Here is an 18,467-nt window from a genome sequence, read left to right on the forward strand (position 1 = left end):
TGTACCTCATGAGATTGGGAAGTGCTATATACCTTACTCTTGCCTAGCGCGTAGCGCTATAGCTACCGCTTCAGCCAAACAATAAAAGCTGTCCCATGGGTGGGGTTTTCAGGGGGAACTGCTGGAGAGATTAATTCAATTTCACCTTGCATTTGTTCCACATAATCCCGCGCAATGGCTAAGCCTAAGCCAGTTCCTGGAATATCCCCTTCTGACTGCACTCCGCGATAATGTCGTTGAAAGATTTTGGGTTGATCGTCTGGCGGAATACCAGCACCATTATCCCGAATGATAATCCCTTGTTGGTTCGGTTTGTCGTTACAAATCACGACTTCAACCGTCCCTTGTTCGGGGGTGTATTTGATGGCGTTATCCAAGAGATTACTCAGAACTTCTTGTAAGGCTTTGCGGTTGGCTTGAATCGGGGGGAGATGATCGGGAATGTCGGTTTTGAGATCAATCTTATGGTCTTGCGCGATCGCGCTCATGGAATTTACAATTGGCTGCAATACCTCATTCAAAGCTAAGGTTTCTAAGTTTAAGGTCTGACTTGGGGGTAAGGATTTGACAGTTGTATCACTCCCGAGAAGCGGTTTTGTTTGGGTCTCAACAGTGACATCTTCTTCTGTCAGGGTTCCAATTTGATCCAAATAATCCCCCATTTCTTGCAGTAATTGCTGGAGACGTTCACTTTCTCGCAGCACATTTTCGGCGAGGGAGCGTTTTTTCTCATCATCCTCAGGCTGAAACCGTTTCAGCAGCAGTTTCCCAAAGGTACGTAGGGCCATGAGGGGGTTTCGTAACTGGTGCAGAATATCATCGAGTTGATCTCGCTGTCGTTGTTGTTGCCATTGTTGTTCACGAAGTTGCTGTTGCGAGAGTCCCTGACGTTGATCTAAAACGCAAGCCAGCGCGATCGTTGTTGCAGTGCGCTGAATTTGGGTAAACTCCCACTGACTCCACTGGGCTTGTTGACGAGCAACGACTAATAACCCCATCATGACATTTTCATGCAGTAACGGAAAAACAATTTGATGTTGATTGTTTTGGTTAACCACATCAGGGATCAGATTCGGTTGCGCTGTGGCTAACTGTGGTGTAACCTCGGTGGAAGAAGCACTTGCTGGCAATTCAAAAGGAGTATTTTCTAATAATGAATCATCGGATGTAACAATTGTGTCTTTTTCAACTGTCTCTTCCCAACAACTGCTATCTTCGGGATAGACCACAATGGGAATCAACTGTCGAGTTCCAGATGTCAATTCTTTCGTTAAGTAAACCGCACCGCGATCTGCATTTAATCCTTCTTGTAAATTGCTCACTTGCGAACGGCAAAGTGCGGTAAATTCAGAGCTAGCGGGGAATAAAAGTCGGTTCACCATTGGGGAAACATTTCGCTTGAGGACAAAGTTGATTCCGTTGTCAAAAACGGTACTACTCCCTATTCTAGTGGTTTCTAGGTCTGGATTGGCTTCTGAAGAAAGTTTGAGACCAGCGTTTAAAATAATTAACTCACCTGCAGAAACTAAAATCAATCGTGCGTTTTGACGTTATTACTCTATTTCCTGATTTCTTCCACTCTCCCCTTAATTCTGGTATTGTTGGGAGAGCTCTGCAAAAACAAATTGCTGACGTGAATTTTGTCAACCCTCGGGATTTTGCCTTTGATAAGCATCGTCGGGTGGATGATGAACCCTATGGGGGAGGGGTGGGAATGTTATTAAAGCCCGAACCGATTTTTGCTGCGGTAGAATCTCTTCCGCAACTTCCGAAACAAGAAGTCATTTTGATGACACCACAGGGAGAACCGATGAATCAGCCCTTATTGCGAGAACTGGCGACTGATTTTGAGCAATTGGTGTTAATTTGTGGTCATTATGAAGGGGTGGATGAACGAATTCGTGAAAATTTAGTAACTCGTGAAGTGTCTTTAGGGGATTTTATCCTCACTTGTGGCGAAATCCCTGCCTTAGCTTTGATTAATGGCGTGATTCGCTTACTTCCAGGGACAATTGGAAAAGCAGATTCTTTGAAAGCAGAGAGTTTTGAAACGGAATTGTTAGATTATCCGCAATATACGAAACCTGCAAGATTTCGAGGATGGGAAGTTCCGCCTGTGTTACGCTCTGGAAATCATGGCGCGATCGCGCAGTGGCGAAAAGAACAACAAATGAAACGCACTCAAGAACGTCGCCCAGATTTGTGGGAAAAATGGAAAAAAATGAACGAATAACGAATTATTCAATGAGGTCATCTGTCTGATGTATGACATTGATCGCGACTACGATTTATGGCTGCAACAACAAGCTGATTTTTTACGAAACGGTAAATTTGAAGCCTTAGATGTGGATCATTTAATTGAGGAATTAGAGGCTTTGGTGAGGGGAGAAAAAAGTGCCGTTGAAAGTTTGACAATCAACATTATGGTACATTTACTTTACTGTCAATATTGGACTTCTCAAACAATCAATCAGAATCATTGGCGAGGTGAAATTGTCAATTTTCGGGCGCAACTGGAATCTAAGTTAACAACCAACTTAAAAAAACATCTTCAACATCGCTTAGACTATTTGTATGGGAAGGCTAAAAAAATTGTAGAACTTAAATCGGGAATGACAATTCCAGAAACTTCCTATTCTCTAGAAGAAGTTTTGGATGATAATTTTTTGCCTTAGTCAGAAACTGATTACTTTGCTTTTGGAAGCAATACCATACAGAAAATCAAGACAATCTCCGATTTGGTCGGTAGTTAGCGAGACCAGTAGTGTGCTATCATGAAAGTACCTGTACGGCTTCCACTTTGATTGGCTAGTACGACAGTTTGACTGGAGAGAGAAATCATCTCCAGTTGATCTATGGCAAAAGTCCCTAGATTCAACCGAGAATGGCGGTTTTGGTCTGGTTAAAGGATTAAAAGAAGCTACGACTACAATCTTTGATTTAGTCGATAGTCCATTCACAATAACTGAATCGAACCAACAATGACCACTCATTTTATTGAAGCGGAACTAGATTTAAACCAAGAGCCTGTAACCTTACAACAAGAAATTGAAAGCGAATTAGAAAAACGGGGTCAGCCTCTCCGTTGGGCGATTACGAAAGTGGATACTAATCAGAAAAAAGTCCAAGTTGAAGCAATTGTAACAAAAAAATCGTGACTCAACGTCCGTTTACAGTTGCTTTAATTGTTCCCACAGGAATTGGGGCAAGCATTGGCGGTTATGCAGGGGATGCGTTACCGATTGCCCGCGCGATCGCGCAAATTAGTGATCAAGTCATTACCCATCCCAATGTCCTCAATGGCGCACAACTCTATTGGTCTTTGCCCAATGTTTATTATGTGGAAGGCTATGGCTTGGATCAGTTTGCTGCCAACCGTTGGGGCTTGCGTCCTGTGCATCAAAACCGTGTCGGATTAATTTTAGACCAAGGCATTGAACCAGAATTGCAATTGCGTCATCTGCAAGCAGCAGAAGCGGTAAAAACTACTCTTGGGGTGAATATGGGGGAATATATCGTGACGGATGCCCCCCTTGATGTGCAGTTGCAAACGGCTGATTCTGGGGCAAGTTGGGGGACGATTGGACAACCAGATAGTTTATTAAGGGCTGCGGAAATCTTAATCAAGCAAGGAAAAGTGAGCGCGATCGCGGTGGTTGCTCGTTTTCCCGATGATATGGACGCAGAAGCCCTCACTAGCTATCGTCAAGGTCAAGGGGTGGATGCCCTCGCTGGTGCAGAAGCCGTCATTTCCCATTTGATTGTCCGTGAATTTCAAATTCCCTGCGCCCATGCCCCTGCTTTAAGCCCCCTTCCTGCGGATGCAACTGTCTCCCCTCGTGCTGCCGCCGAAGAATTAGGCTATACGTTTCTTCCTTGTGTTTTAGTGGGTTTATCTCGCGCTCCCCAATTTATCACCCATCCTCAACCTTCTGTCGATTTAAACGCCGATGCGGTGGATGCAGTTGTGATTCCAGCTAATGCTGCAGGCGGAAGTGCGGTTTTAAGTTGGAGTCAATCCCAGACACCAATTATTGCGGTGGAAGATAATCAAACTACAATGGAAGTTACCCCTGAGTCTTTGGGAATTAAAACCATTCGTGTCCAATCTTATTTAGAGGCTGTAGGGGTCTTAGTGGCTCAGCGCAGTGGGATGAATCCTGATGCGTTACGTTTGCCTGTCTCGTCTTTGTGTCGCTTAAATTAAAGAAAAAGTATCGTGACCAATCCCAATAATTTTGAATTTGAACCCTTAACCCGTCCCCAAGTCCTAACGATTATGGGGATTACTGCTATTTTATTACTGATTGTCGCTAAAGCATGGCAATATTTAGGATCAGTAGCTTTGTTTCCCGTTTCCTTCAGTTTAGAAGCCGTTTTATTGGGGTTAGGGATTGCTGGATTAATTATTTTAGCCAGCAGTGGTATTTATAAAATTTGGCCCGCGTATCGTCGCAGCGCACAATATTATTTAGAGTTAGTCTTAAAACCCTTAGCGGTTCCTGATACAATTTGGCTAGGACTCCTACCAGGGTTAAGTGAAGAACTTTTATTCCGTGGCGTGATGATTCCTGCGTTAGGATCGGGTGTTTTCGCTGTCATTATCTCCAGTGTGTTATTTGGGGTACTCCATTTAGGAGGGGCGCAACAATGGCCCTATGGTGTCTGGGCGACAGCCGTTGGCTTACTGTTAGGCACAATTATGATCACCACAGGAAACTTATTAATTCCGATTATTGCTCATATTTTTACCAACTTTGTTTCTAGTTTGGTTTGGAAATTAGAGAAAAGATAAGTTATTAGTCATTAGTCATTAGTCACTGATAACTGGTCACTGATAACTGATCACTGGTAATTAGGAATATCAAAAAGCTGGGAAAAAGATATTAGTATAAAGAGAAATCAGTTGTTGTCCATAAAATAGCGCGATCGCGCCCCCTAACGCTAAAAACGGACCAAATGGCATCGGTTGACGACGACTGAGAATCCCCAGCGCGATCGCGCCCCCACCAATTACAGTTCCCACCACACAAGCGAGAAAACAACCCACAAGCAACAGTTTCCATCCCAACCAAGCCCCCATCATCGCAGCCAGTTTCGCATCACCACCGCCCATCGCTGGTTGTCCTAAAATTCCTGAAGCAACAATGGTGATAATATCAAATAACCAAATTCCTAAAACTGCACCAATAATTCCAAACATGAATTGTTCAGTTAAATTGTCACCCGTCCAACCGCGAATCACTTGATAACCTAAGCCAACCATTAGCCCTGATTGCGTTAAGGCATTGGGTAAGGTCATGGTATCAAAATCAATGAGAGATACGCCTAAAAGCCAGCTTAAAAACGCCGAATACGCAATTGTTTCCAGAGTTAATCCAAACTGAAGATAAACTAAAACAAATAAAATAGCGGTTACCGTTTCAATAATCGGATAACGGGGAGAAATGGGGGTTTTGCAATGGCGACATTTCCCACGCAACCAAAGCCAGCCCACAATGGGAACATTTTCGGTTTTACCTAAACGATGTTTACAAACGGGACAACGAGACGGTGGGTAAAGTAAAGAAAGATTAGCAGGAATCCGATAAATAACAACATTTAAAAAGCTGCCAATAGCAGCCCCAAAGATAAAAATAAAACTACTGATAATAAACTGAGAAAAAACGTCCATTTGGATCTTTATTGAATTGATAGTTTCAGATTACCCAAACTCAGAATCAATATAGCAATTTTCGGTGAACTACATCTTTTAAAAAAATAAAAACCCACCTGTCAAGGCGGGAAAAAAGCGTTATTCTAGTCTAGAGAGAGATAAAAGAGTGATCTGGAAAGGGTTAGGCTGCAACGGAAGTGGTTTCCACAGGATACTCAGCTGCTTTCCATGCACCTAAACCACCAGTCACTTCTGAAACGCGCTCAAAGCCAGCTTCTCGGAGTCGTGCTGCTGCATTGGCAGTTTCTTCATCAGTATCAGAATAAACGTAAATATCTCGATCGCGCTCTAAGTTAGCTTCGACACGAGCGACTAATTCTTCACTGGGGAAAGAAATCGCACCCATGATGTGGCTTTCATTGAAGGAAGCGCGATCGCGCACATCAACAATAGTTAAAGCAGGCTCACCCCAATCAAGACGGCTTTTGAGATCGTAAACGCGAGATTGTTCCTTAAAAGAAGCGGGTCGTGGGAATAGTCCAGAAGTCATAATTCTAATCTACCTTGAATAGCTGTTACTCACAATGTAACAACTTTTTTACATTTTGCAATTTTTTGTTGCTCAAAATTTGACAAAATATACCTAAAGTAGTATCAGCCTACGTGCTAGGCAAGGGGACAACGTGAAGAGTAATCAACTCTCATTAAGGATCATCCACGGGTTTGAAACCCACCGCTCTCTGACTGGATTATGGTAGGGTGGGTATTGCCCACCACACTACTCGTTAGTCTGAAAAGTGCTACATCACTCTATTGTGATGAAACAGTTGCAGCAGAGCGACGACGGCGACGGCGACCTTGGAAATCTTGTTTTCCATTCGTCCCATTATTGCCATTATCTTTATTCTTGATGATGGGAGCAGTTTTACCATTGCCATTATTTTTCACCTTTCCATCTTTCTCTTGCGGGGTTTGCAGTAAACAGACCGTTGCGGGTTGACTCTTCAACTCTCGTCGCACTAACCGTTTTAATCCCCCTTCAATTTCGATTTTCAACTCACTCCAGTCGATATTGGTATCAATCGGTTTTCCATTCCCATTGGTGGCTAAGTTACTCCAGTAGTTTTTGATACTTTGTTCAACACTACGGATAATCAGTTCATTAATCTTCGTCTGTCCGAGTGGACTCACCACCCCTCGCAGATTAACTTCAGGTTGCGCTAAAACTTTACCATCGGTTCCTACAGCAACTGCAACCGTAATGAGACCATCAAGGGCGAGTTGTTGACGCTCGGTCATAATATCTTTATGGACAAGCCCAGAATGATCCACCAGTTCAATTCCAGATTGTACTTTTTCTGTCACTTCAATCCGATCGCGCGACACTTCCACGACATCGCCATTGTTAATAATGACCATATTTTCTTTGGGAATCCCCATCGCTTGCGCCATTTCCCCATGTTTCACCAGCATCCGATGTTCACCGTGGAAGGGAACAAAGAATTTAGGCTTGGTTAACGCCAACATCAACTTATGATCTTCTTGCGAACCATGTCCAGAAACGTGAATCCCCTGATGACGACCATAAACCACTTTCGCCCCCAGCATCATCAAACGGTCAATGGTATTCACCACCGCGATCGTATTGCCAGGAATGGGGTTTGCAGAGAAGACGACTGTATCATTTTCTCGAATTTTAATTTGACGATGTTCCCCTTTTGAGATGCGGGTCATTGCTGCTAAAGGCTCTCCCTGTGAACCCGTTGTTAAAATCACACTGCGTTCATCGGGTACTTTATTTAACTCTTTCAGGGAGACAAACAAATTATCGGGACATTTTATATACCCCAAGTTACGAGCATGAGCAATAACATTTAACATCGAACGTCCGACCACACCCACTACTCGATTATGTTTTTCTGCAAGTTCTAAAATGATCCGAACGCGATGCACAGAAGAGGCGAAGGTTGTCACTAACAAACGTCCATCCGCTTCTGCAAAAACCCGATCTAAGTTAGGACGCACCGAATTTTCTGATGGGGTATGTCCTGGGACTTCTGCATTAGTGGAGTCACTGAGTAAACAAAGGACTCCTTTTGCGCCATATTCCGCAAGACGATGTAAATCAAAATGTTCGCCATCGACAGGGGTATGGTCAATTTTAAAGTCGCCTGTATGAATAACAACCCCTAGAGGCGTGGTAATCGCTACACAGCAGCTATCTGCAATGGAATGAGTATTGCGAATATACTCCACAGAAAACGCACTACCCAGTTTAACCACATCCCGAGGAAGAACAGATTTTAAGGTTGTTTGATCCGCAATTCCTGCTTCTTCTAATTTATTTTGCAATAACGCTAAAGCCAAACGGGGGCCATAAATAACAGGAATATCAAACTGTTTCAGATGATAAACAATTCCCCCAATATGATCTTCGTGTCCATGGGTGACAATCATCCCTTTGATTTTATGTCGATTTTCCCGTAAATAGGTCATATCAGGCAAGACAACATTAATGCCGTGCATATCTTCACTGGGAAAACCAATCCCTGCATCTAAGAGGATCATTTCATCCCCATATTCAATGATGCAGGTATTTTTGCCGATCTCATGAAGTCCGCCGAGAGGAATAATTCTCAAGTTGGGTTGTGCTTCGTTTTTACTCATGAATTTGTTGTCCTTTTACTTGACTTGAATGAACAATTAATAATGACTAATGGGTATAAAAAACCGATCCCGTTAGGGAAATTAAAGTTTAAACTCCACTCATAATGCAAAATTAATAAATATAGCTTTTCTTAGTTTATTGAGGTACATAAATGTGATTCGGAAATGTTCATCGTGCTTCGCCTAGGCTACGTCTGACAGGGTTCATTGTTGACCACTGTAATTACTTTCCCAAAGAACAAATAACGAAGAACAAATAACAAAAACATTGCTCTGTTAAATTAGAGGAGCGATAACTTTGTTAAAACATCTTTTAATTGGGTTTCTAAATCAGGGGTTAATTCTGAAAGCGGCGATCGCAGCGCACCGACATTCCAACCTTTTAAGCGCAATGCTGTTTTCACAGGAATGGGATTTGTTGATAAAAATAAGGCTCGGAATAAGGGAAACAATTTAAGATGCGTTTGTTGAGCTTTTTCTAATTGACCTTCTTTAAAGTCAGTAATCATCTGTTGTAGTTCGTCTCCCACCAGATGACTGGCGATACTAACCACACCTGTTCCACCAACAGCTAACAGGGGTAACGTGAGAGAATCATCCCCTGAATAAATGCCAAAATTGCTGGGAGTTGTCGCCCGAATTTCTGAGACTTGGTCTAAATCGCCACTGGCTTCTTTAATGGCAACAATGTTATCAATCTGAGCCAATTTTGCTACCGTTTCTGTCTCTAAGTTTCGTCCCGTGCGACCCGGAATATTGTAGAGCATCATCGGCAAGTCTGGACTTGCTTGCGCGATCGCGCTAAAGTGTTGATAAAGTCCAGCCTGCGGTGGTTTGCTGTAATAAGGAACGACCTGCAAACTACCATCTAAACCCAGTTTAGCTGCTTTTTCCGTTGCTGCGATCGCCTCATGGGTAGAGTTTGACCCCGTCCCTGCCATCACTTTCCCACGGTTTCCCACCGCTTTCTGTACCACTTGGAATAATTCATATTCTTCTTCCCAAGTCAGCGTCGGAGATTCACCTGTCGTTCCACAGACGACCACGGTATCTGTCCCATGACTGACTAAATAATCGGCTAACGCTTCCGTAACCGCATAATTAACCGCACCTTCTGCGGTAAAGGGGGTTACCATTGCCGTCAGCACTTGTCCAAAGTCCACACTTGTCATTGTTATTTTCGATCTCTTTTCTATTTCTCTAAACCGATACGGTTGATTGCGTCCCTTGCAACAAATTTTCTTTCACTAACAACTCCGCAATCTGCACCGCATTTAAGGCTGCTCCTTTGCGAATTTGATCGCCACTTAACCACAACTCTAACCCACAGGGATGGGAAATGTCTTGTCGAATCCGTCCCACAAACACTTCATCTTGTCCTGTTGCTTCATTCGGCATCGGAAAATAATTATTCTCCCAATCTTCTCGCACTTCCACCCCAGGCGCGTCTTGCAGAATCGCTTTGGCTTTCCCCACAGGGAAGGGTTCAGCAAATTCGAGGTTAATCGCTTCCGAATGAGCCCGTAACACAGGAACACGGACACAAGTGGCGCTAATGCGTATGTCTGGACTGCCAAAAATTTTCCGTGTTTCTTTCACCATTTTCATTTCTTCCTGACAATATCCTTGTTCCGTTAAGGGAGAATTATGGGGGAAGACATTAAACGCCAAGGGATAAGGAAACGCCTCTGTGGTTGGGGTTTCATCATTAAGAATGGCTTGGGCTTGTTTTTTCACTTCTGCCATTGCTTTTGCACCCGCCCCCGATGCAGACTGATACGTTGCGACAATCAGCCGTTGGATGGGTTGAACTTGGTGTAACGGATACACCGCCAAGCCCATCAGAATGGTTGTGCAATTGGGATTCGCAATAATCCCTTGATGCTGGGCAGCAGCTTGCGGGTTAATTTCTGGGACAACCAAAGGGACATTTTCAGCCATGCGGAAGGCACTAGAATTATCCACCATCACTGCACCTGCATCAACAATGGTTCGCGCCCATTCTTTACTGGTCGATCCACCTGCTGAGGCTAAAACCAGATCGACCTCTTGAAACGCTTCTGCACTCACCGTTTCTACTTTCAGAGAGTCTCCCCGAAACGAGATTTCTTGACCTGCTGAACGAGGAGAAGCCAGTAATTTTAATTGACTGATCGGAAAAGACCGTTCTTCTAAAAGCTGAATTAACTCTTTCCCTACCGCGCCTGTAGCGCCTAAAATTGCGACACGAATTCCTTCTGACAAATGATTTGCCTCCATTAACAACAATAATCAGTTATATTTTGTAATTTAAATCAAAAAATAGAAATATGTATAACAGATAACCAATAATGAATAACTAATAACTAATTTACACCGTCTTTGGCAATGCTACAATAACCATTTGGACTTTGCCTTAGTTCTGAATTAGACTAACATAAGCCTCGGTCTGAGGTAGAAACTCAGTTCCATCAGGCACACTTGAAATATAGATGCGCGTTATAGAAGAAGAGAGTAATAGATGAAAGTAACCCAGGAAAAACTCCCCGATAGCCAAGTTGCTTTGGAAATAGAAATCCCTGCTGAACAAACGAAAAAAGCCTACGAGAAAGTGTTGAAAGATTTAACCCATTCTGCCAATATTCCTGGGTTTCGGAAGGGGAAAGTCCCTCGCCAGGTGTTAGTGCAACGGTTTGGGAAGGAACGCTTGAAAGCAGCAGCCATTGAAGAATTATTACAACCCTCGATTGACGAAGCCATTGAACAGGAAAAGATTGAGGCGTTAGGGAATTATCAACTCCGTTCTTCCTTTGAAGATCTAACTCAACAATACAAACCAGGTGAACCGTTTACGTTTAGTGCGTCTGTTGATGTTCCGCCAGAAGTGCAACTGGGAGATTATAAAACTCTGAAAGTGCAAGCCGAAGAAGTCAAAGCCGATCCCGAACAAGTGGAAAACTATCTACAGGAAAAACGAGAGCAAGAAGCGACTTTAGTTCCAGTGGAAGATCGTCCCGCGCAAATGGGAGATACCACTGTTATTGATTACGAAGGACGTTTAGAAGAAAGCGGTGAACTCATTGAAGGGGCGCAAGCCGAAGACTTTGAATTAGAACTTGCTGAAGGTAAATTCATTGAAGGTATGGTCGAAGGGATTGTCGGGATGAATCCTGAAGAAACTAAGGAAATTTCTGTGACGTTTCCAGAAGAGTATGCCCGAGAAGATTTAGCAGGAAAAACAGCGAAATTTACAGTCACCCTCAAAGAGTTAAAAGCGAAAGAATTGCCAGAACTGGATGATGAGTTTGCTGAGGATGTCGGGGAACATTCCACGATGGACCAATGGCGGGAAGCCCTAAGCAAGCAATATGAGGAGCAAGCAGAAGAACAAACCAAGAGCAATATTGAAGAGGCGATTGTTAATGCTCTGATTGAGCAAACAGAAATTGAATTGCCCGAAACGATGATTGAACAAGAATTGCAAACAATCATCACTCAATCTATGATGCAGTTGGCGCAGTATGGAATTGATCCTCGTCAAATGCTGAATGAAGAAGCAGTCAAACAAATGAAGCAGCGATCGCGCCCTGATGCCATTGCTCGCCTCAAGCAAAACCTGACTCTGCAAGAAATCTCGAAACAAGAAGGGCTGAACCCATCCGAAGAAGAACTAAAAGCCAAAGCGGATGAAGTCAGAAAAGAACTTGACGAGCAAGAGCAAGAGTATGACGAAGAGCGTCTTCAAGAGTACGTGGAAGAAGACTTGCGCCAAGAAAAAACTCTCGCTTGGTTACGGGAACAAGCAGAAGTAGAATTAGTGCCTGAAGGCAGCTTGCAACAAGAAGCGGAAGCAGAAACGGAAGCAGCAGAAGCAGTGGTCGATGCTGAAAGTGAACCAGCAGAATAAGTCATAATGAGGACAGAAGGAAATTAGCCGGTTAGAGCCAAAACATTAGACGAATCTATGATTTACTCCCAAATGCCCTTTTCGAGTCTTCGCAGCGATCGCGCTTGCAGTCCAGTTGTGTCTCAATCCCAGAACGCCGTTGTCCCGATGGTGATTGAGCAATCAGGAATGGGAGAGCGAGCCTTCGACCTCTATTCTCGCCTCCTCAGAGAACGGATCATCTTCCTCGGAACGCCAGTTGATGACCAAATTGCCGACTCTGTGGCTGCACAAATGCTATTTTTAGAAGCAGAAGACCCAGAAAAAGATATCCAACTGTATATCAACTCCCCTGGAGGATCAGTCTATGCGGGAATGGCCATTTATGACACCATGCAACAAATTCAACCTGATGTTGCGACCATCTGCTATGGACTGGCTGCTAGCATGGGAGCGTTTCTCTTAGCCGGTGGTGCTGCGGGGAAACGGATGTCTCTGACCAATTCTCGAATTATGATTCACCAACCCCTCGGAGGCGCACAGGGACAAGCAGCGGATATTGAAATCCAAGCCCGAGAAATTCTGTATATCAAAAACACCCTGAATGAACTCCTCGCTTACCACACAGGACAACCCTTAGACCGTATTGCTGAAGATACTGATCGCGACTTTTATATGTCGGCAACAGAAGCCCAAGAGTACGGTTTAATTGACCAAGTAATTACCTCGCAGACTCGTTCCCCTCGGGAAGTAGCTGCAACTTAGACGATATTTAATACCAGACGCAGGTGCTGACTTATGTCAAAATTCGACTCCCACTTAAAATGTTCCTTCTGTGGTAAATCCCAAGAACAAGTTCGCAAATTAATTGCGGGTCCGGGCGTATATATTTGCGATGAATGTGTGGAATTATGCAACGAAATCTTAGATGATGAACTCATTGAACCCTCTTCTCGCCCAGAACGGGTTTCGTCCCAAGAGGAAGACCAAGGGAAACGTCAGGGGAAACCTGCTCTGTCGTTGAGTGAAATTCCCAAACCCAAAGATATTAAGGGGTATCTCGATGACTATGTGATTGGTCAGGAAGAAGCGAAAAAGGTCTTGTCGGTTGCGGTTTATAACCACTATAAACGCCTCAGCCTGCTGGAAAACCAACAGAGTCACACAGGAGATGGGGAGGTTCAACTCCAGAAATCCAATATCCTGTTAATTGGTCCGACAGGTTGCGGGAAAACTCTGCTGGCGCAAACCTTGGCGGAGATTTTGGAAGTTCCTTTTGCTGTTGCTGATGCCACCACACTCACAGAAGCGGGGTATGTGGGAGAAGATGTAGAAAATATTTTACTGCGTTTGTTACAAGTTGCGGATTCCGATGTGGAAAAAGCGCAACGGGGCATCATCTACATTGATGAAATTGATAAAGTCGCCCGTAAAAGCGAAAATACCTCTATTACTCGCGATGTCTCTGGGGAAGGGGTGCAACAAGCCCTGCTGAAGATGTTAGAAGGGACAGTTGCTAACGTCCCTCCTCAAGGGGGACGGAAACATCCCTACCAAGATTGTATCCAGATTGATACCAGTAACATCCTCTTCATTTGTGGGGGCGCGTTTGTTGGCTTAGATAAAGTGGTGGAAGAACGGATGGGGCGTAAGTCCATTGGCTTTATTCAAGGGGAAGAAGGACACACCCTTACCAAGGAAAAACGAGCAGCAGATATTCTCCAGCATCTGCAACCCGATGACTTTATTAAGTTTGGCATGATTCCCGAGTTTGTGGGGCGGATTCCCGTTTCGGCGGTGATTGAACCGTTAGATGAGCAGGCGTTAGTTTCGATTTTGACACAGCCCCGTAATGCACTGGTGAAACAATATCAGAAGCTATTGGGGATGGATAATATTGAGCTCGAGTTTACCCCAGAAGCCCTCCGCGCGATCGCGCAAGAAGCCAATCGAAGGAAAACAGGAGCCAGAGCCTTACGAGGCATTATTGAAGAGATCATGCTTGATGTCATGTATGATTTGCCCTCTCGTAAAGATGTCCGTCATTGTCAAATTACCAAAAATATGGTAGAAAAACGCTCCACTGCCGAACTCTTACTCCATCCGTCTTCCCTTCCCAAACCCGAATCCGCATAACAGCAAGCTCACTGCGAGGCAACTGTTGAAAAAACCAACAACTCATCCTCTCTGAGTTAGACGTAAATTTTTGTAAAGAAAGTTAAGATAGATCATAAATAAGATGAAAAAACTTTAACTCACACCGTCATGGCTTCGGAATCAGAGCAAAAACAGTTATTAAAAGCAATTTTAGAGCCATTGCTGGAGGACTTTCAGTACTGGTTTTCCCGTTCTCGTAATCTCTTAGAATCGGAACAAGTTGCGGTTTTATCTCCCGCAGAACAGGCGGACTTACTACAGCGAGTGAAAACCGCTCAAGAAGAAGTCAGTGCAACTCAGAGTCTATTTCAAGCGACGGATGGTAACGTTGGCGTGGAAATGTCCACCATAGCCCCTTGGCATAAACTGGTTACAGAATGCTGGCAAGTGGCAAGGCAAAACCGACAACAGCAACAACAGTCACCGCGTCAGGGGATTAATGAAACAGGTTAGAATGAAGGATATCAGAAAACTATCAACCTTCGTTTGAGCCTGCTGCATTAGCAACCTAAGTTTAGAAAATACTCCCGATTAAGATTAAGGAAAACCATGTTACACCTCCTATACATCATCGCTTTTACCGTCATTGCTTTTTTCGCTGTTAGTAACTTAATTCGTAGTTTGATCACCTTAGGGACTGAGTCACAAAGAACTGGAAATAACTGGAATTCTCGCGGAAGTAGAAACAATTTTAATGGTAATCGTTATCCATCTGCACAAACCCCGTCCCATCCCGAATTATTAGACGAACAGGGAAAACCAGTTAACGAACCCCTCCTCGTCATGCGGTCAGTGAATGTGGATGATGCACGGGAAAAATTGGATGCACTCTATAACGATTCTCCTGGTAGCAATCAAGAAGAAGATAAAGATTAATTCCTTCCTTATTCGTTCATTTTTCGCAACCTTGAGACTTTAAGAAGACGTTATCAGTTCGGTAGCGTCTTCTTTTAATGGATTTCCTTAAAGCCGTAACCGTGTATGATTATCACTGATATTATGAACAGTTAGTTTTTCCTCTTCGCTGAACTGTTCAAAAAAGGCTCTCACTTTCGGTGGGAAATTAGGGAAAGAAAATGCAGCATCTCCTTGTGCAATATCAGCCCAAAAATATCGCAGATCAGGAACAAATTTTTCCGCTTCTTCCACTGGGAGGTTGAGAGGAGGTTTAGTTAATAATTTCATCATAAATGGGTCAGCGCGATCGCCCATCCATTCCCTAGAAAAGTGCAGTAAATCATCCCAACCAGGAACCGTTTTCACCCAATGAGATTGAATATCAAATTGCATTTGATCTCGGGATTCACCACTCACTTCAATCACCCGATAAGGATGGGGATAACTGACTAAAGAACCCGTTGTGATTTCGTATAGATTTCCTTCTTTGGCAATATCTTGAACATGAAGATGACCAGTAAAGATAAATCTTACACCATAGGCGTTTAAGAGTTTTTTCAAACGCGGTGCATTATCCAACATATACCGATTAGAAATGGGATGATCTCCTTGTCCAGGAAAATGTTCAATCACGTTATGATGAACCATAACCAGAACCATTTGATCTTGTAAGGTAGGTAATAAGTTTTCTAACCACTGTAATTGTTCCTCGTCCAGACAACCGAGTTGCTGACCATTTTCATCAAAAATATTGGAGTTTAGCGCGATTAATTGAACGCCAGGATGTAATTCGGTGGTGTAATAAAGTTGATTGGTTTTTTCATAACCACAATGGGAGTAATAATGAGGAAATTTTTCATAGGGAATGGCAGGATTTTTACCTGGATTTTCTCCAGAAACCGTGGGAATATCATGATTGCCTGGAATTACATAAACGGGAAAAGGAAGTGTTTGCAGATAGTCTGCTAACCACTGATGATTTTCTGGTTCACCATCTTGGGTTAAATCTCCTGGCAGTAAGAGAAAGTCAAGATTTAAGGTTTTCAAGTGTTCAACCACTTGTTGAAAACTAGGGATACTGACTTCTACTAAATGAAAGCGTTTGGGGTGGTGAAAAATTGTTTCTTCAACAGCAATATGGAGATCACTCGCAATTCCGAAGCGGAAGTTAAAATTCATCACATTAATTTTGATTAGCGCACTATCTGCAAGTTTATCTTATATGAAATACCTAAGTGCTTGATCCAACTAAACCTGTGGTGGGAGAACTGGCGCTTGCATATTGTTTAATCGGAATGCGTCCAGCGAGATAGCCGAGTCGTCCTGCTTCCGTCGCCATTCCCATCGCACGACCCATTGCAATGGGATTTTTTGCCAGCGCGATCGCGCTATTAATCAACAACGCATCAGCCCCCAATTCCATAGCATAAGCAGCTTCACTGGGCGTGCCAATCCCCGCATCGACAACAACAGGAACGTTGGCTTCTTCGATGATAATTTGCAGGTTGGCTTCGGTTTTAATCCCTTGTCCCGACCCAATGGGAGATCCCAAAGGCATTACTGTGGAACAGCCCACATCTTCTAAACGTTTCGCAAGCACGGGATCGGCATTGATATAAGGTAAAACTGCAAAACCGTCTTTCACCAATTTTTCCGCAGCTTCTAACGTTCCAATCGGGTCAGGAAGGAGATGTTTCGGTTCGGGGATGACTTCTAATTTCACAAAGTTATTATCCTCCTGTCCAAGTAACTTCGCCATTTCTCGCCCTAGTTTTGCCACCCGAATTGCATCCTCTGCGGTTTTACAGCCTGCTGTATTGGGCAGCATCCAGAGTTGATTCCAATCGAGGGCTTCCCCTAACCCTTCATGTCCTACCGCGTTATTCTGGACACGACGCACCGCAACGGTAACAATTTGGCTACCACTTGCGCTAAGACTTTCCCGCATAATTTCAGGATTGGGAAATTTTCCAGTGCCAGTAAGCAAGCGGGATTGAAAGGTACGTCCTGCAATGACTAAGGGCTGATCCTCTGGTTGGGCTGCGGTGGATTGGTTGGCGATAGAAAGATGACTAATGTGAGAGTGTCCGTTTTGACCGTTCATTGTTGTTAGAGAAGAGGATTGTTTATGATTCAACCACTGACGAGTGTTTTGGCTGTGGAAGCGTTGGGGACGAAAATGATCTAAAAGTGGATCGCTATTCCCTTTCGTGATTAATTCCGCGATCATTTCAGCAGTAATGGGGGCGAGTAAAACGCCATGACGATGATGTCCTGTGGCGAGAAATAAGTTTTCATAGTCTGATTGTCCGAGAATCGGGAGTTCATCGGGTGTTGTGGGACGGAAGCCCCACCAAATCTGTTCCATTGACCAATCTTGTAATTCGGGATAGAGACGCATCGCGCGATCGCTGAGAGTTTTAATCCCAGCAGGGGTATTATTTCCCGTCCACCCCACTTCTTCTGAGGTTGCGCCAATAATCAACCGTCCATCTTGTCTTGGAATTAAATAAGTATTGGGACCAAATAACACGCGCTGGATCGGATAGGGTTGATCAGGCATCCGCAGGCACATCATTTGTCCTTTTACGGGACGCACGGGAAGCGGTAACAGTTCTTTGACCCAAGATCCTGTTGCTAGAACATAGTGATCCGCTTGTAAGATTCCCTCACTGGTTCTAATTTTGGTGATGCGACCCTTTTGCTTTTGAATGCTTTTAACCGTTACCCCTTCTCGAAATTCCACGCCGTTTGCTTTGGCTGCTTGCAAGAGGGTTTTCATTAAGGCAATATTATCCACTTGCGCGTCTTCGGGATACCACCAAGCGCCAATGACATCTTCTCCGAGTCCTGGTTGATAAAATTCTAAATCAGGCTTGTCCACCCAAGTGGCAGGTTGTACCGCAGGAGAACTAGGGGCTTGACTTTTTTCATAAACAGGGGCGAGAATCCCACAAGGAAAATAGCCTGTATCTTCTCCCGTTTGGTGTTCGAGGTCATTAATCCAATCGGGGTAAAGATCGCGCGATCGCAGCGCCAAATCTAATAATGGACTGGGGGGAATCGCTTCGGCTTGGGGTGCAATCATTCCACCTGCTGCAAACCCCGCAGCTTCGGCTTGGTTTCGACTGACAACCGTGACTGATTCTCCTCTTTTCCGTAACGAAAGCGCGATCGCGCTGCCAATAATGCCACCACCAATAATTACTGTACTCATCGTTGCTC

At 44.0% G+C, this 18,467-nt stretch carries 18 protein-coding genes; 10 read left to right on the top strand and 8 right to left on the bottom strand.

Features of this window, described 5'->3' with window-relative positions; all coding sequences use genetic code 11:
* Positions 1 to 62: 62 nt before the first annotated feature.
* A complete protein-coding gene (locus PCC7418_RS16620) occupies positions 63 to 1,535 on the bottom strand; it encodes an ATP-binding protein (protein WP_015227350.1) in 1,473 nt (490 codons plus the stop codon).
* 2 nt (positions 1,536 to 1,537) lie between these two features.
* On the opposite strand from PCC7418_RS16620, the gene trmD reads away from it, so the two are divergent.
* The 5 genes from trmD (at position 1,538) to PCC7418_RS16640 (ending at position 4,795) form a co-directional block, all read left to right on the top strand.
* Complete coding sequence (trmD, locus tag PCC7418_RS16625) at positions 1,538 to 2,233, top strand: tRNA (guanosine(37)-N1)-methyltransferase TrmD (protein WP_015227351.1); 696 nt, start codon at positions 1,538 to 1,540, stop codon at positions 2,231 to 2,233.
* A gap of 28 nt (positions 2,234 to 2,261) precedes the next feature.
* A complete protein-coding gene (locus PCC7418_RS16630; protein WP_015227352.1) occupies positions 2,262 to 2,675 on the top strand; it encodes a DUF29 domain-containing protein in 414 nt (137 codons plus the stop codon).
* Positions 2,676 to 2,981: 306 nt separating this feature from the next.
* Positions 2,982 to 3,158 (top strand): hypothetical protein, encoded by a 177-nt coding sequence (locus tag PCC7418_RS20670; protein ID WP_015227353.1) that lies wholly within the window; start codon positions 2,982 to 2,984, stop codon positions 3,156 to 3,158.
* Positions 3,155 to 4,207 carry a DUF3326 domain-containing protein gene (locus tag PCC7418_RS16635; RefSeq protein WP_015227354.1) on the top strand — a complete coding sequence of 351 codons (1,053 nt, stop codon included), beginning with the start codon at positions 3,155 to 3,157 and terminating at the stop codon, positions 4,205 to 4,207. The genes PCC7418_RS20670 and PCC7418_RS16635 overlap by 4 nt, the downstream gene beginning before the upstream one ends.
* A 12-nt stretch (positions 4,208 to 4,219) precedes the next feature.
* A complete protein-coding gene (locus tag PCC7418_RS16640) occupies positions 4,220 to 4,795 on the top strand; it encodes a CPBP family intramembrane glutamic endopeptidase (RefSeq protein WP_015227355.1) in 576 nt (191 codons plus the stop codon).
* 69 nt (positions 4,796 to 4,864) lie between these two features.
* Here PCC7418_RS16640 and PCC7418_RS16645 read toward each other — a convergent pair whose 3' ends face one another.
* The 5 genes from PCC7418_RS16645 to PCC7418_RS16665 form a co-directional block, all read right to left on the bottom strand.
* A complete protein-coding gene (locus PCC7418_RS16645) occupies positions 4,865 to 5,674 on the bottom strand; it encodes an A24 family peptidase (protein WP_015227356.1) in 810 nt (269 codons plus the stop codon).
* Positions 5,675 to 5,837: 163 nt separating this feature from the next.
* Positions 5,838 to 6,206 carry a rhodanese-like domain-containing protein gene (locus tag PCC7418_RS16650; RefSeq protein WP_015227357.1) on the bottom strand — a complete coding sequence of 123 codons (369 nt, stop codon included), beginning with the start codon at positions 6,204 to 6,206 and terminating at the stop codon, positions 5,838 to 5,840.
* A 260-nt stretch (positions 6,207 to 6,466) separates the two neighbouring features.
* A complete protein-coding gene (locus PCC7418_RS16655) occupies positions 6,467 to 8,323 on the bottom strand; it encodes a ribonuclease J (RefSeq protein ID WP_015227358.1) in 1,857 nt (618 codons plus the stop codon).
* Positions 8,324 to 8,604: 281 nt separating this feature from the next.
* On the bottom strand, positions 8,605 to 9,495 hold the full coding sequence (dapA, locus tag PCC7418_RS16660) for a 4-hydroxy-tetrahydrodipicolinate synthase (RefSeq protein WP_015227359.1): 891 nt from the start codon (positions 9,493 to 9,495) through the stop codon (positions 8,605 to 8,607).
* Positions 9,496 to 9,523: 28 nt separating this feature from the next.
* Entirely contained in the window at positions 9,524 to 10,567 is a 1,044-nt protein-coding gene (locus PCC7418_RS16665) for an aspartate-semialdehyde dehydrogenase (protein ID WP_041596306.1), read from the bottom strand.
* Positions 10,568 to 10,823: 256 nt separating this feature from the next.
* On the opposite strand from PCC7418_RS16665, the gene tig reads away from it, so the two are divergent.
* The 5 genes from tig (at position 10,824) to PCC7418_RS16690 (ending at position 15,221) form a co-directional block, all read left to right on the top strand.
* Positions 10,824 to 12,209, top strand: coding sequence for a trigger factor (gene tig / locus PCC7418_RS16670; RefSeq protein WP_015227361.1), 1,386 nt, complete (start codon positions 10,824 to 10,826; stop codon positions 12,207 to 12,209).
* A 57-nt stretch (positions 12,210 to 12,266) separates the two neighbouring features.
* A complete protein-coding gene (gene clpP / locus PCC7418_RS16675) occupies positions 12,267 to 12,953 on the top strand; it encodes an ATP-dependent Clp endopeptidase proteolytic subunit ClpP (RefSeq protein WP_015227362.1) in 687 nt (228 codons plus the stop codon).
* 33 nt (positions 12,954 to 12,986) lie between these two features.
* Positions 12,987 to 14,324: an ATP-dependent protease ATP-binding subunit ClpX gene (gene clpX / locus PCC7418_RS16680; RefSeq protein ID WP_015227363.1), complete on the top strand. Its 1,338-nt coding sequence runs from the start codon at positions 12,987 to 12,989 to the stop codon at positions 14,322 to 14,324.
* Between the two features lie 129 nt (positions 14,325 to 14,453).
* The gene (locus PCC7418_RS16685; protein ID WP_015227364.1) at positions 14,454 to 14,798 is read left to right on the top strand and encodes a DUF2605 domain-containing protein; all 345 of its coding nucleotides are present in this window, start codon (positions 14,454 to 14,456) and stop codon (positions 14,796 to 14,798) included.
* A 96-nt stretch (positions 14,799 to 14,894) separates the two neighbouring features.
* Complete coding sequence (locus PCC7418_RS16690; protein WP_015227365.1) at positions 14,895 to 15,221, top strand: DUF2973 domain-containing protein; 327 nt, start codon at positions 14,895 to 14,897, stop codon at positions 15,219 to 15,221.
* A gap of 87 nt (positions 15,222 to 15,308) precedes the next feature.
* On the opposite strand, the gene PCC7418_RS16695 is transcribed toward PCC7418_RS16690, so the two are convergent.
* Positions 15,309 to 16,421 (bottom strand): metallophosphoesterase, encoded by a 1,113-nt coding sequence (locus tag PCC7418_RS16695; RefSeq protein ID WP_015227366.1) that lies wholly within the window; start codon positions 16,419 to 16,421, stop codon positions 15,309 to 15,311.
* A 52-nt stretch (positions 16,422 to 16,473) separates the two neighbouring features.
* Positions 16,474 to 18,459, bottom strand: coding sequence for a glycine oxidase ThiO (gene thiO, locus PCC7418_RS21225; RefSeq protein WP_015227367.1), 1,986 nt, complete (start codon positions 18,457 to 18,459; stop codon positions 16,474 to 16,476).
* Positions 18,460 to 18,467: the final 8 nt, after the last annotated feature.

This window comes from Halothece sp. PCC 7418, from assembly GCF_000317635.1.
Classification (GTDB): domain Bacteria; phylum Cyanobacteriota; class Cyanobacteriia; order Cyanobacteriales; family Rubidibacteraceae; genus Halothece.